13 protein-coding genes are annotated in these 14,818 nt (G+C 36.9%); 10 read left to right on the top strand and 3 right to left on the bottom strand.

Going from position 1 to position 14,818, the window contains the following annotated elements; all coding sequences use genetic code 11:
• Positions 1 to 472 precede the first annotated feature (472 nt).
• A complete protein-coding gene (locus tag ANME2D_RS18140; RefSeq protein ID WP_157834102.1) occupies positions 473 to 631 on the bottom strand; it encodes a hypothetical protein in 159 nt (52 codons plus the stop codon).
• A 414-nt stretch (positions 632 to 1,045) separates the two neighbouring features.
• Here ANME2D_RS18140 and ANME2D_RS18145 point away from each other — a divergent pair, with 414 nt between their 5' ends.
• From ANME2D_RS18145 to ANME2D_RS11805, 6 genes are all read left to right on the top strand, one after another.
• Positions 1,046 to 1,183 carry a hypothetical protein gene (locus ANME2D_RS18145; RefSeq protein WP_157834103.1) on the top strand — a complete coding sequence of 46 codons (138 nt, stop codon included), beginning with the start codon at positions 1,046 to 1,048 and terminating at the stop codon, positions 1,181 to 1,183.
• The gene (locus ANME2D_RS11785; RefSeq protein WP_048092036.1) at positions 1,167 to 2,126 is read left to right on the top strand and encodes a hypothetical protein; all 960 of its coding nucleotides are present in this window, start codon (positions 1,167 to 1,169) and stop codon (positions 2,124 to 2,126) included. The genes ANME2D_RS18145 and ANME2D_RS11785 overlap by 17 nt, the downstream gene beginning before the upstream one ends.
• Before the next feature lie 15 nt (positions 2,127 to 2,141).
• Positions 2,142 to 6,755 (top strand): VWA domain-containing protein, encoded by a 4,614-nt coding sequence (locus tag ANME2D_RS11790; protein ID WP_048092040.1) that lies wholly within the window; start codon positions 2,142 to 2,144, stop codon positions 6,753 to 6,755.
• A gap of 591 nt (positions 6,756 to 7,346) precedes the next feature.
• Entirely contained in the window at positions 7,347 to 7,736 is a 390-nt protein-coding gene (locus ANME2D_RS11795; protein ID WP_048092043.1) for an HIT family protein, read from the top strand.
• A 99-nt stretch (positions 7,737 to 7,835) separates the two neighbouring features.
• Positions 7,836 to 8,510 (top strand): IS256 family transposase, encoded by a 675-nt coding sequence (locus ANME2D_RS11800; RefSeq protein ID WP_048092045.1) that lies wholly within the window; start codon positions 7,836 to 7,838, stop codon positions 8,508 to 8,510.
• Between the two features lie 14 nt (positions 8,511 to 8,524).
• A complete protein-coding gene (locus ANME2D_RS11805; RefSeq protein WP_241763368.1) occupies positions 8,525 to 8,914 on the top strand; it encodes a transposase in 390 nt (129 codons plus the stop codon).
• Between the two features lie 83 nt (positions 8,915 to 8,997).
• On the opposite strand, the gene ANME2D_RS18150 is transcribed toward ANME2D_RS11805, so the two are convergent.
• On the bottom strand, positions 8,998 to 9,135 hold the full coding sequence (locus ANME2D_RS18150; RefSeq protein WP_157834104.1) for a hypothetical protein: 138 nt from the start codon (positions 9,133 to 9,135) through the stop codon (positions 8,998 to 9,000).
• 146 nt (positions 9,136 to 9,281) lie between these two features.
• Between ANME2D_RS18150 and ANME2D_RS11815 the strand changes: the two genes are divergently transcribed.
• The gene (locus tag ANME2D_RS11815) at positions 9,282 to 10,274 is read left to right on the top strand and encodes an integrase core domain-containing protein (protein WP_157834105.1); all 993 of its coding nucleotides are present in this window, start codon (positions 9,282 to 9,284) and stop codon (positions 10,272 to 10,274) included.
• Here ANME2D_RS11815 and ANME2D_RS11820 read toward each other — a convergent pair.
• Positions 10,263 to 11,477, bottom strand: coding sequence for an integrase core domain-containing protein (locus ANME2D_RS11820; protein ID WP_157834106.1), 1,215 nt, complete (start codon positions 11,475 to 11,477; stop codon positions 10,263 to 10,265). The genes ANME2D_RS11815 and ANME2D_RS11820 overlap by 12 nt on opposite strands.
• 278 nt (positions 11,478 to 11,755) lie before the next feature.
• On the opposite strand from ANME2D_RS11820, the gene ANME2D_RS16995 reads away from it, so the two are divergent.
• The 3 genes from ANME2D_RS16995 to ANME2D_RS11835 are packed head-to-tail and all read left to right on the top strand — an operon-like array spanning position 11,756 to position 14,760.
• Positions 11,756 to 12,457: an HIT family protein gene (locus tag ANME2D_RS16995; protein ID WP_052368891.1), complete on the top strand. Its 702-nt coding sequence runs from the start codon at positions 11,756 to 11,758 to the stop codon at positions 12,455 to 12,457.
• A 28-nt stretch (positions 12,458 to 12,485) separates the two neighbouring features.
• Entirely contained in the window at positions 12,486 to 13,616 is a 1,131-nt protein-coding gene (locus tag ANME2D_RS11830; protein ID WP_157834107.1) for a hypothetical protein, read from the top strand.
• Positions 13,617 to 13,650: 34 nt separating this feature from the next.
• Positions 13,651 to 14,760, top strand: coding sequence for a thiamine-phosphate kinase (locus tag ANME2D_RS11835; RefSeq protein ID WP_048092064.1), 1,110 nt, complete (start codon positions 13,651 to 13,653; stop codon positions 14,758 to 14,760).
• Positions 14,761 to 14,818: the final 58 nt, after the last annotated feature.

Genomic DNA, 14,818 nt, shown 5'->3' on the forward strand with positions numbered 1-14,818 from the left:
ACTTTCGATTTTTATTCACGATTAATCATTTTATATAGATTTAATAAAAGAAAAATTATGGAAATTTAGCTTTATTTTAACATCGGTATTAGGCACCATAGACTAACCCAAGCAGAACAGTTTTAAGGATTGGTTCGAGGTGGGGAATAAGTGAGACATTTTATAACCGTCAAAAGACGGTTAACAGTAGTATCTTGCTACAGTAATGAAAAATATGGCAGATTAACCATTTGACTCTCAGTCAAAACTGCTAAAATCACACCAAGCCCCCATTCAATAATGATCTAGAGATAGACAAGGATTCAATAGTTAAAATACTCCCGATTGATTAGCTGAAGAAGATCAATTTCAAGGAATGGTTTGGGGTGGGGAATAAATAGAACCGTTGCTGTAGTCGTAAAAAATACGGTTAACGCTAACACTTCAGCAATAAGCATGTTGGATTAACCATTTGACTCTCAGCCTAAAACTATTAAAATTGCAGCAAGCTCCCTATTAAATGATGAGCTTGAGCTAGCAAAGCAAATTCAAGGAGTGGTTCGAGGTGGGGAATAGGACTCATAGCAATAACCGTAAAAATACGGTCAGCGCCAATACCCCACTCCAGCAATGAAAAAAGTGGTTCAACCATTTGACCTCCAGCTAATAGACTGGTAAAATTATAGCAAAACCCGCATTTAAGGTTAAGGAAGGATAGGCTATACAGAGATTTAACGGTAAAAATAGTCACAATTAACAAGCTCAAGCAGAACGCTTTTAAAACGTGGTTTGAGGTAGGAAGTAAGAGCATAGTATCCAGAACTAAAGAAAAGTGGTTTCAAGGATTGGTATGAGGTGGGGAATAAGTGAAAGCTCTTATCAACCGTAAAAATACGGTTAGCGCTAACACCTCACTGCAAACAATTACAAAAAAGTAATTATAATTATTATTAATTAAATAATTCCGAAAAGTTATTATACCCCTTGGTTGCTCTCAGCATCGATTGGTAACCGCTTAAAAACGGGACATAGCAAGTTACAATATGGTGGATAGGCATGGGACAAAATGTTCGAGAATATAGCTTATGGAGGGCATGCCCTTGGAACAGTGGTTGGAATAATATTATTGGCATTATTGCTAGCTGACGAGCCAGTATTTTTAAAAACTAAATATTTAATACAAAAATATGATAAAAACAATTAAACCGAATTTGAATCTAAGATTGCTGTTGGTCAGTAGTGTAATATTAACAGTTGTATTATTCGCTGGATGTGTTGGAAAACCACAGCAAGAAGAATTAGTTCTAAGCAATTATCCAAAACTATTCGAAAAGGATGTGGTGGTCGTGGTAGGAGAAAATGCAAGTCAGATAGAAATGGAAGGGGCGCAGGCAATAGCAGATAATCTACGCAATCTTACTGGAAATGTGCCAGTAATTAAGAAAGATGTTGAGATCACGGAGAATGAAAAGACTGGATATAATCTGATTCTTGTGGGCACGCTTGATACAAATAGTATGCTCAGGGATGTTTATGAGAGGACGAATGCGACAAGGGTAACGGAGGAATATCCAGGCGCTGGAAAAGGCATGCTGGAGATATTGAGGAGTCCGTGGAATGAGGATAGAACGATGCTTTTAATTGCTGGAAGTGATAAATTCGGGGTAAGAGAAGGTGGTGAGTTACTAGAAGATTACAAAGAATTAAACAGAAGTATTATTTTAAGTTCCGTAAAACCAACAGCTTTAATAGATGTGAATCTTTCGATGGAAGGTTTGCCTAAACTAAATCAAACCGTAGAACTCCTATTTACAGTCAATCCACATACAAGTTTTCCAAATACATCAATTCAAATACAATTACCAGAGGGATTTGTACTTGTCAATGGGGACTTATCGTGGAGAGGAGACCTTGCTAAAAATGAGACAAAAAGGATCCAAGCATTCATAAAAGCAATTAAAACAGGAAATTGGACTATTGTGGCATTAGCTAGGAGCTTCAGAGAAGTAGATAGTTTTACAGAAACTGAGGGGAAAGCAGATGCTCTCTTTATTTCTATATCCGAAGAAACTGCAACCGTAAGTAAAAAGCAACCTGTTTTGCAAAGACCTCCGATGGAAGAACGTGTAGACATTCAAAGCAAATAGAGGAGGTATATTAGGATGAATAAAATCAAATCCTTGGAAAAATATGCATTGGTATTGGTGCTAATTACAGTAGGATGGATATTACCGGCTGCCGCTATTCATCAAAATTTAAACATCGAATATAATAATACAGGCCATTCTAGCAAATTAGCTGCTCCTATGAGTGTAAATCTATCCGTTCTCGAAATTTCATCCTTAAATAAAGAAGTAAATTTAATGTTTAGTGTAACTTCATTAGAATATGCACCAAATTCTACTATTCAAATATTACTACCAGAAGGGGTTTTATTAGTAAGCGGTGATTTATCATGGAATGGTAATATCAACAGAAACGAGACAGTTAAATTAAATGCTTCAATTAAGGTAGTTCGAGAAGGTAACTATATCATTAAAGCAACAGCGAGGAGTTATCAACAGGACTATGTTTTTGGGACCACAGATGCTCTCTTTATTTCTATATCCGAAGAAACTGCAACCGTAAGTAAAAAGCAACCTGTTTTACAAAGATCTCCGATGGAAGAACGTATAGGTGAATCAAACTTTACTTATGTTTCCAATCAAATACCTCATAATAGTACTGTAACAGTATCTGGAAGATTTTTATATAATGATGATAGAGGTAACCCCCAACCTATAAAACGCGCAACTGTCAGGTTATTTGATGTTGATGCAGGAGTTGAACAGGAATTAGCAACAAATACCACAGATGATCAAGGAAACTATCAGTTTGATCCAGTTAATAATGTCGATGAAGATGGGACAACACTTGATATATTTGTTAGGGTTTATGCTAACGGCTTAGTTGCTAATATAGTTGATAATAACCACAATACCTATGCATTTAGAACAAATCAATCTAATAATGTATCTAGTGGTCCCATAAATATAGGCACGACCACAAGTCCTGTTGCTGATGCTGGATCATATAATATTTACAGTATACTCACAGAAGGATATAAGTATGTAACGGATCAAGGATACACTCCACCCCAAGTAACTGTAATATGGTTCCCTGGAAATACTGATGGTACATATGTTGATAGTAATACTTTGGAAATACACATACTTGGGGGAGTTACAGACACAGATGAATGGGATGAAGATGTCATATTGCATGAATATGGGCATTTTATAATGCGCTCTGTATATGGTGAATGGATTCCTAATTCAGGTGGACATCATGGCTGGAATCAATCTGTAAGTGTATCTTTGGCTTTTTCAGAAGGGTGGGCAACCTTTTTTCAGAGTGCGGTACAAAATGACGAAATATACACAGATACTAGCGACGGCTCAACGGTTCTTATACAGCACAGTCTTGAACTTCAAACACCCATAGGAGAAGATGTAGAAGGCGCGGTTGCAGGTACCTTGTGGGACATATATGATCCCGCAAATGAACCTACCGATCAACTTGCTCTTGGTTTTGATGAGATATGGGATGTTTTGAGGAACTATCAGACAAATAACCACCATGTATATAATATTCATGAATTTTGGGATGGCTGGTTCTTCCGATGCAATAATAATGAGGTAGAAATGAAATCCATCTTTAATAGTCATGGAATGCCTGATTACCAGTATCCTCATGCTATCAATATAATTTCTCCAATCCAATCCACTCCATTGTCTGCGGGTGCTTATGACAATCCGAGCCATATTCAAGTTACAGTTGAGGCTAGAAAGGGAGATACCCCTATAACAGGATTAATAAAGGATAACTTCACAATCAAAATTGGCGAAAAAACAGCAACAGTAAGCTTGATTGACACATCAATCCCAGGAAGATATGTCTTCGATGTTACACCGCCGCAACAGGAATCTCCAAGAAAATACGATTTAGAAGTTATTTTGAATTACAAGGGAATAACAATAACTGATACAGAACAAGAAGCTGTGATTTACACGAAAGGAAAAGCAGATGTGATGCTAATCATAGACCGCTCTGGAAGCATGGGAGGGAGGGCGATAACTGATGCAAAGAATTCAGCGAAGCTCTTTACAGATTACATGAGGGATGGGGATAAAGAAGGGGTTGTCTCCTTTGCCAGTTCTGCAAGATACGATTACCATCTAACAGAACTAACACCCGAAGTAAAGACCACTATAAAGAATAAAATAGATGGAATTTATGCTAGTGGAGGCACTGCGATTGGTTATGGCTTGAGATATGGATACAACGACTTACTAGCCTATGGAGATGTAACTTATCCTTGGGCAATGGTTCTGCTTTCAGACGGATACCATAATACAGGAGAGCATCCAAACAATGTTCTGCCAGCCATAAAAAGCCAGAATATAAAAGTATACACAATTGGTTTAGGCTCTTATGTTGATAAAAACCTGATGGAAATAATAGCATCTGAGACAGGGGGTAAGTACTATTATTCACCCACTTCTTCGCAATTGCAAGAGATATACAACTCAATAGTTGGAGAAGTAATAGGATGGGGAACAGTACTCAAAAGATCTTTTACTATATTATTAAACCAAATAATCAATATACCTGTTTGGATTGATCAAAAAATAAAAGAGGCAACATTTGGAATCAGTTGGGGGGGGAGCGATGTTGATTTAGTTTTGTATAAACCAGATGGAAGTAGGATAGATCCAAGTGTAGCAGCAACAGATCCAGATATAGAATATGTTGCTGGACCGACATATAAATTCTACAGGGTTAATAATCCAGATCCAGGAGAATGGAATATGGAGATAACAGGAAAGGATATTCCTGCAGGTGGAGAAAAAGTTACAGCAATTGTAAGGGCATCAACAAGACTTTCAATGTCGTTATCAACAGATAAAGACCAGTACAATCAGGGAGAGACTGTAAAAATAACTGCAAGTTTAACAGAAGATGGCTCGCCTATTGTTAATGCAAATGTTAATGCAAATATTACTCTGCCAGGCGGTTCTACTGAAAACATCATTTTGTACGATGATGGCGGACATGGAGATGGAGCAGCGAACGATGGCGTCTATGCCAACTATTTCGTCAATACTTTGCGGGTAGGAGATTACAAGATTGAAGCCTCAGCAACAGGAATTACTTCCGAAGGTGATAGATTCAGCAGAGAAGCTGAAGAAACCTTCAAGGTTGTTCAGGGGCAAGGCCTGATCACATTACTGCCAGATACATGGACTGAAACAGCAAGTACAGGACAGCAAATAAGCAAAACATTCATTGTTGATGACCCTCCAGGTACAGGGCTGTTCCCGGTTAACGAAAATCTCTACGCTGAATACGATGGCAATTATTACCTTGTCTACAATGAAACTTCAATAGGAGGAGAGCCAGACTACATAATATCAGCCAATCCTGGTCCCAATCCCCAGGTCTCAAAGTGGGTCTCTATAACTGCCACTTCCTTAAAGACAGCATCAGGAGACGTTATATATGCAACTAATATAACAATCGAACCAAACCTGCTTGAAGTTCCTCTTGCCGGCTCAAAGCAGTTCAATGCAACAATTAACGTACCTCAAGATGCAAAAGCTGGAACATATTCAGGAAGAATTGTTGCTACTGCTATAACTGGAAGTGATAGCATTGATGTAACTTTAACTGTAATGAACGGTGCCACCAAACTTGAGTATATCGGAGACCTGACCGCTCAGTACTCGGACCCAGTTACTCTCAGAGCACAGTTGAATGATTCTGGAAACAATAATCCCATTTCAGGCAAATCCATCAACTTCACCCTTGGCGCTCAAACAGCAACTGCAACTACAGGGCCAGATGGCATAGCCTCAGCAACTCTTAAGCTCAACCAGCCTGCTGGAAGCTACGATGTCAAAGCAGAGTTTGCTGGTGATGCTAATTATAGCTCAAGCAATGACACAAAACCATTCTCAATTACCAGCGAAGACGTTAATGTTGCATATACTGGCGACACCATTGTCCCGAAATCAGCAGGCTCGATCAATCTCAGGGCTACACTTAATGAAATTGACACTGACTACGGCGACTTAACCAAGGTAAAGGTAAATTTCACGATCTATAAGAGCAGCGATCTCTCATATTCAAACCCAGTTGCCATAGTGCCTGGAGTTGCATCAGTTTCAGTCACTTCGTCTGGTACTGGTGTAGGAACTGCTCAAGCAACAATCAATAACCTCCCTGTGGATGACTACATGGTAATCGCCAGGATTGTACCAAACGATTATTACAGTCCGAGCACATCTTCCCCGACCCCGCTTATCGTGTACGAGCCAACAGGGAAATTCACAACAGGCGGCGGATGGATTAACGACTCCACAGGAAGCCGCGGCAGCTTTGGCTTCACAGTGAGGTATAACAAGAAAGATAAAGTCCAGGGCAACTCCGTCTATGTGTACCGCCAGAACGGGTTTGATTACATTGTAAAAAGCAACGCCTGGATCGGTCTTGCCATAAAGGGCAGTACCTCTAGCTTCCAGGGGAAAGCCGCACTCCAGATATATGATCCCACAACTGGCCTGCTCCAGCCAGAAAGCAGCGGCAACTTCCAGTTCACAGTAGAAGCGGTTGATAATGAAGCCAGCGGCAGCCCTGATACCTACAAGATAACAGTGCTTGATAAAGACGGACTGGTTTACCACAGCGCAACAGGCGAGCTACAGGGCGGAAACATCGTGATACACGAGAAATAGGGGAGCAATCCTCTATTTACTTTTTTTCCGTTAAAATAGCTACCATAGACGAGTTAAAACAAAGCAAATTCAAGGAATGGTTCGAGGTAGGGAATAGGTGAGATCTACTGGTAACGCCTGCCAATCAAGCCTCAAGATTCTCAGTATAGAAAGCGGGCAACTTGTAAATCTAAAACCCATGAAGAAAAAAATCAGATTTAACAGGGTTATTTCTTAGGCTCTGGCTTTCCTTTTGGTTTCTTCTCCTTTTTCGCCACCGGATTTAACCTTCTGACCTGGTTATGGTCAGAAATATATAATAGCTATTAAGATATAACTTTTTCCTAAAAGTAGCCGCCATAGGCGATCAAAAACAAAGCGGTCTCAAAGAATGGTTCGAGGTGAAGAATAAGGGGTGATGCTGATAATATTTGTTCCTACTTCCCTCGGACGCTTTGGTATTCCATTAAGTGCTCAAAACCCAACGAGCATGAGAACGACCAGTAATTTAAATATTAATCAGCACGTTGGAAGTTCAATGATACTAGTAATTAGGATTAAGATATATGGAATGCTGTTCAGATATTAGGATTTGTCGAAAGAGGATACTGTATGAGTGGTTGTTTATTCTGCAATATCACAATAGACTCTAGGTTATTAATAAATAAATATTTTTATGCTATTTTCGATGTGCACCCTGTTAATCCAGGACATCTACTAATCATTTCTAAAAGACATACTACTGATTTATTTGGTCTGTATGAATCTGAGTTTAAATATCTTCACGAAATTATAAATCAGGCAAAAGAGATGTTAGATACGAAGTATAAGCCCGATGGATATAACGTAGGTATAAATTGCGGTGAGGATGCAGGACAAACAATACTCCATTTTCACATGCATATTATTCCAAGATATAAAAATGATGTAGAAAATCCCAAAGGAGGCATCAGGAACATAAAGCAACCGATAGAATATATGGGTTATTTTAATAGACTTTAGTAGCTTTAAATATCATGTTTGAGCCTCAAGGGCTGGTGATAGTGTAAAATAGATTGTGTCTGGAGTATAATAATAAAATAATTATTAACCCCAAACACTATGGATAAAATTGATAAACTAATTCAGGATTTAGGATTGGATAAGCATATTCCCTATGAAATTCAGCAGGATGAAATAATGCTCGGAATTTTTAAGAAAGGGCTGGAGTCAATCATGCAGGGAGAGTTAGCAATTAAGCTGGGATATGGCAATGGAGACAGGACAGCTAAAAATACTGCCAATAAAAGAAACGGGTCTTATTCTCGAAAATTAGACACTTCCGCCGGCAGAATCGAGGATCTTGCCGTGCCAAGGGATCGTAACGGAGAATTTCAGACTAAACTTTTCGGGGAACGGGAAACCAAAATGGACAGGGTGGAACAGTTAATTATCGGCATGTACGCTAAAGGCACTTCTACTAAAGATATTTCCGATCTGCTTAATTCCTTATACAATTTTACTCTTAATCGGCAAACTGTCAGCAATGTCGTCAAGCAAATCAACGATGAATTTAAAGGCTGGATCAAGCGCCCCTTGCTTACGGAATATGCCTTCTTATTCATTGATGCTTTGCATCAGAAGATAAGAAGAGATACTGTGGACAATGAAGCGATTTATGTAGTGGTGGGGGTAACGATGGCCGGACAAAGAGAGTTTATCGGACTGTACAATCTGGGCGCGGCCGAGTCTAGCTCCAGCTGGCCAAAGCTAAACCGAAACACAAGCAGGAGTTAGCTGAAGATATGAAAATGATCTATACCCAAACTAAGGCGGAACAAGCCGAGCAGGAGTTAAAAAATCTCACGGAAAAATGGCAGAAACTTTATCCTTCAATTACGAAATCTTGGAATGAAAAATTTTACAAACTCACGGTGTTTCTTCAATACCCTCAAGAAATTAGAAAATCAATTTATACCACTAATTGGAGTGAACGGATGAATCGAGAATTTAGAAGAGTAATCAGGAACAAAAGCAGTTTTCCCACCTCTGATGCCGCGTTGAAATTGATCTTCCTAAAAATCAGGGATTTAGATAAAAGATATTCGGAAAAAAGAATGTACAATTTTGAAAAAGTAGAATATTATTTAAGAGAAAAAATGAATCAAAGATATTCGTTAAAAGAACCTAGACACAATTAGCTGTGCAAGTTCACGAACATAATTCACAGTTAGTTAATGGTAACTTATAGATTTCTAGATTTGTTTTTTGCTCTAATTTAGCCTCAATAAAATTCATCAGTTTTTCTATCTGTTCCTTCTTTTTGATTTTCCTTGAACTGGCTAATCGTGCGCTTTGCTTTTTCAGATAGGCTTGCCAGTATGCCGTAATTTTGTAAGCTTCTTCCGGATTCTTTTTCCAAAGTTCATAAAACTCCATCGGGGTTAAATATCCCAGAGCCTGATGCACTGGTTCATGATATACTTCACAGCACCCTAAACTATGAATCCTAGCCAAAACCCTGTTAATCAGCTATTGTATATGGTTAAAAATAACTCTATACAATTTATGCAAAATAAAGCCGAAAACATTCTAAACCCTTGCCGCTATCATCTTTCTCCTGAAGCTAAAAAAAGATTAAGATGGATGTATGTCATTTATTATGAAAGCGATAATAATATTACAACATCAGCCAATAAAATAGGAATATCCAGAGAATGGCTCTCTAAACTTAAAAATATTTTTGAAAATAACGATAAAGACCCAAGAAGTCTCGAACCGCAATCCCGCTCCCCGCGGAATACCGATAATAGAAAAAGGATTTCCGAAGAAACAGAAAAGAAAATTATTGAGATTAGAAAAAAACATTTCTGGGGCAAAGATAAAATCGCGAGCGTGGTTTCCGGAAAACATCTTTTGCCGGTTTCCGGCCCGACCGTCAACAGGTATCTGCACAAGCACCGGCTGATTGATCCGAAAATTTCAATGAAAAACAAACAAGCTTATCAGAATAAAAAAGAAAGAGATAAAAGGATAAGCTTAAAAATGCAAGCCAGGCCTCCTAGGGAAATTAAGGACTGGAAACCGGGGGCGCTGATAGAGAAAGATATGAAATTAGTGCCTAAAGTAAGCTTTATTGGAGCTCGATACAGATTTAGCGAATATTTCTACTCACAGCACACTTTAATTGATTCTTTTACCCGTATCAGGATATTAGCTTTAACCGAAGGAGCCACTAGCCGTGAATCCAAAAAAGCTTTTGACGAGAATAAACGAAGATTGCCTTTTCCTATCGCGGGAATAAATTCCGATAATGGCGGCGAAAACGAAGGAGAATTTAGTCAAAAATTAGAAAAAGAAAATATTTTACATTTTCATTCCCGCGCGGGTACGCCGACAGATAACCCGCGAGTAGAAAGGTCGCATTTAACTGATGAGCGGGAATTTTATCAGCAAGGAAAAATTATGAATACTTTCGAAAAACAAAAAGAAGAAATCATGAAATGGGAGCAGACCTATAATTTTGAGAGACCCCATCAGTGTTCAAGCTCACAAACATAATTCACACTTACTTAATGATAATTTAGGACTTCTTTGACGGGTTTCTTGTCCCAGCTTAGTATCAATAAACTCCATCAGTTTTTCAATTTGTTCTTTGTTTTTCATTTTTCGGGAATTAGCCAATCTTTTTCTTTGCTTTCTGAGATATTTCTGCCACTTCTCGGTAATTTGGTAGACTTCTTTCGGATTCTTTTTCCAAAGCTTGTAAAACTTCATGGGTGTTAAGTAGCCTAAAGCTTGGTGCGGTCTCAAGAGGTTGTAAGTGTCATCCTGTTTTCTCAGGGCTTTAGTTTGTTCAGAAAAAGTGTTTTTGATTCCTCCTTGCTGATAAAATTCCACTTCATCGGTCAGATGCGATCTCTCGACCCTCGGATTATCAGTAGGCGTGCCGCTTCGGGAATAAAAATGGATCACACTTTCTTTTTTAAGCTTTTCTCTGAATTCTCCTTCGTTTTCTCCTCCATTATCGCTGTTAAGAGAAGCAATGGAAAAAGGAAATTTTGTTTTAACTTTCTGGTAAGCCTTAACCGCTTTATGGCTTGAAGAGTCTTTGGTAAGTTCAACCACCCTTATTCGAGTGAAAGAATCAATAAAGCTGTGTTGATAATAGAATTCTTTACTATAGCGGTATTTTCCTTTAGAATGGCTTATCCTAGGTACCAATTTCATGTCTTTTTCCACTAAAGCCCCGGGTTTGTAGTCTTTAATATCTTTGGGTGGTCTTACCTTTAAAATTAATTGCTTTTCTTTTTCTTTTTTGTTCTCCCAAGCTTGTTTGTTCTTTTGAGAGAGTTTAGGATTAATCAATTTATGCTTGTGAAGATACCGGTTGACCGTAGGAGGGGAAACCTTAAGGTTGTAACGGTTGGATACTGCCGCGCTAATCTTCTCTTTGCCCCAAGGATGCTTGTTCCTCATCTCCACAATCTTATTTTCTATTTCCTGAGAGATTCTTTTCCTGTTAGCAGTGTGGTGAGGGGCTCTCGATTGAGGCTCCAAGCTTCTTGGATCTTTCTGATTGTTTTCAAACTTGTTTTTAAGCTTAGATAGCCATTCTCTGGAGATGCCGATCTTATTGGAGGCCTGAGTGATGCTATTATTTGATTCGTGGCAGAGAATATACATCCACCTTAATCTTTTCTTGGCTTCATCCGATAATAGATATCGATTAGGATTAAAGAGATTTTCCGTTTTGGTCTGCATAAATTGTATAGAGTTAGTTTTAACCCTATACAATAGATCATTTAGGGAATTATTGCCAGAGTTCATAGAGGGGTTAGTGTGAAGTATAACATGAGCGAGTGCAACATATTGTAATTGTATTTAACTTATATTAAAATAGATTCTATATATACTATTGTACCTCTCCACAAAACAGTTAAACTTAGATGGTTAACTACGAATTAGTAGCTGCCTCTTTCACGCGTGAAAGTAATGCTATAAGGCAAAAGTATTTAATCTTTGAAACATAATAAAAATGTATGGAAGATGGAATGAATTTCCATAGAAAACTAGATTCAAAATGTGATTTCTGCATAGAGCTAGAGGATTTTAGTTTTTCAAGATTTTCAAAAATTTATGGGAATACCCAGAGAATTATATTCTCAAATGAATATTTTAATGTAATGCCAACGATCGGTCAGTTATTCCTTGGTAGCTTATTGATTTTACCCAAAGAACATTATTACTCTTTTGCAGAAATACCTGAAAAACGGATAGAAGAATTAAATAAGATAATTAAACATCTCGAAAATAAGCTCGTTAGATTTGGAAAAACAGTTTTATTTGAACACGGAACATCCCCGGAGATCGGTGGGGGATGTGGAATCTATCATGCGCATATACACTTGGTGCCAGTTCCATCGGCAATACCTCCAGAGTTTTTATTAGGGAAAGACATCACATCACTTCAAAATTTAGAGAGTGCTCTTTTATTAGGAAAGCAAAGAAAAGAATATTTATTATATAGACATGTAAATAATATGTTCTTTATTGCATCCCCAACAAGTAAGTTACAATCTCAGCATTTTCGTAAAAAATTAGTAGAATTTTTTGACTTAAAATCTCCATGGGATTGGAGAGAATATGGATATGAAAAAAAATTAATTGAAACAATTGATTACTTTAGAAAAAACCGAGTAGTGCTTCCAAGAAATTTCGAGATTAAAGAAGACAGGGATTAGGTTGAAAAATTCTGGTCTACATTTAGAATTGGAAATTAATATACTTAATAAAAATGAAGAAATATTAATAAAAAGAGTATCTAAAGAGATCTATAAAAAAGGTAATTTTAAAGTAATCTTACAGCCTTTGGAACGAATTGGAAAACGAAAAACTAAACTTTTTATTGCTTATTATATCAACAAAGATAATAGGACGCGATCACGTGTATTCGTATTAAAGATTGCTGATAAGAAATATATCTCTAGGGACTATGATGGGTGGGAAAAGAATCTTAAGCACAATATACGCACGCAACTATATCCACCAAAATATGAAGGTAGAATTGGAGCGCTTATTTTGAATCATGCTGGCGCCTTTACAATTCAAGATATTGATAAATCTAAAGAGTTAGATGAGGTACTATTCTCTGATGTATTATCTGTTAATAAAAAGCTTGAAATTTTCAAGAAGCTTTATGAGGATGAATTAGAGAATCTTAATGAAGGGAGAACAATACAGAGATGTAGCTCTCTATTAAAAGAATATGAATGGTATTTGCGTGGCAACAAAAGTGAAAAATTGATTTGTTCTTGGCTTGGATCATCAGATATTGAATATATTAAATTTTTCGGAGTTGAAGTAATTAATCCCTTGAAATTCATGAAAGATTTTGGTGGTTTCTCGCAACAAACGAAAATAACAGTAAAAAATATCCATGGGGATCTTCATCCAAAAAATGTTATTGTAAATAAGAATTTGGAACCTAGATTAATTGATTTTGAATGGGCTAATAAAAAACATGCTTTGAAAGATTATGTTCTAATGGAGGCTTCAATAAAATTTTTCCAAATGAGTAGAACCCTTCCATTAACACAATGTATGAAATTTGAAAAACAGCTAGTAGATTTTAAAAATTTTGAAGAAATAGAGGCTTTGTTCCCTATAGATAAAGATAGATTTTTTCTAGAGGCTTATAGAATAATTTGGTATATCAGAAAAAAGGCTATGGAATTCTGTATTTGGAAAAACAAAAAGGCAGAATATTTAAGCTCATTATTTTTAGTTTCACATGGTTTGTTACATTTTCCTGAATGCAATTCCTTATATTGCCTTGGTTCTTTAGGACTAATAGCTGAGAAATTACAAGGATGTAATTTAGAAGATTTAAAGCCAAAATGAATCATTAAAAATATATTTTTAAACAATTATGATTATGTCTGATAAATTGAATGAGAACAATAAAAAGCTGTCTGAATTAGGTGAGACTGAAATTTTAAGGAAAATAATTTTTCCCTTCCATAAACAGCCAGAAAAACTTCCATATGCTCTTGGAGATGATTGTGTTGATTTTCCTTCAAATATGTTAGAGGATAGAATTGTCTGGAAAATTGATCCCACACCACTACCAGTATCTTGGCTAATCGGAGATCCTGATTATTATACATACGGATGGTATTCCGTGTTGATTAATTTGAGCGATATAGCGTCAATGGGGGCGTCTCCTTTTGGTCTATTACTCTCTGTTGTGGCCCCACCAGATATGGAAGTTAGCGAATTCAAACGATTTCTAAAGGGAGTAGAGGACTGTTGTCGGGCAAATGATACATATATATTAGGTGGAAATATGAAAGACGGAGAGGAATTCTCATGTACAGGTACTGCGCTAGGTTCAGTGAATAGTAAAAAAATTTTAAAAAGGCAGGGTAGCAATGAAGGTGATTTAATCGTAGTAATAGGAGAATTAGGAGCTTTTTGGGCTGCCGTTTTTTCTAAATTGAACAAACTAGAAATTCCAGCTAAATATAGAAAAAGATTGGATACAGCTTTAAATAAGCCTATACCAAGATTAGAAGAAGGTCAGATAATTTCAAAAAATAATCTCGCAACCGCATGTATGGATAATTCAGATAGTATCGTATCTTGTTGTTATGAGCTTGCATATCAAAACAATTTAGATTTTGTGATTACAATTAATGAGGAAGAGATAGATTCAATTTATAAAGACATTTTTATGAAATCAGGGGTAAAGTCTTTAACAGCAGCATTTTCTTGGGGGGATTGGAATCTTGTCTGCACTATACCGCCAAATAATTTTAAAGAACTCCAAGAAAAACTAGAAAATCTCTGTCCAGTATATAAAATCGGAAAAGTCCAAAAAATAAATAACAAATTAAAAAATGGTAGTGCATACTATATTTATAATGATGAGTTGAGACTGCTTAATAAAGAAATATGTAGTGAAAGATTTAAAGAACAATCTTACTTCACACATGGTATTTATAAATATATGGAAATACTTAAGACTCAAAACTTATGGATTTAGAGCCTATCCGAAAAGTAGAAGAATTACAATGTAGGGTAATGTGGGGTAATGACAACAC

It is taken from the genome of Candidatus Methanoperedens nitratireducens, from assembly GCF_000685155.1.
GTDB lineage: Archaea > Halobacteriota > Methanosarcinia > Methanosarcinales > Methanoperedenaceae > Methanoperedens > Methanoperedens nitratireducens.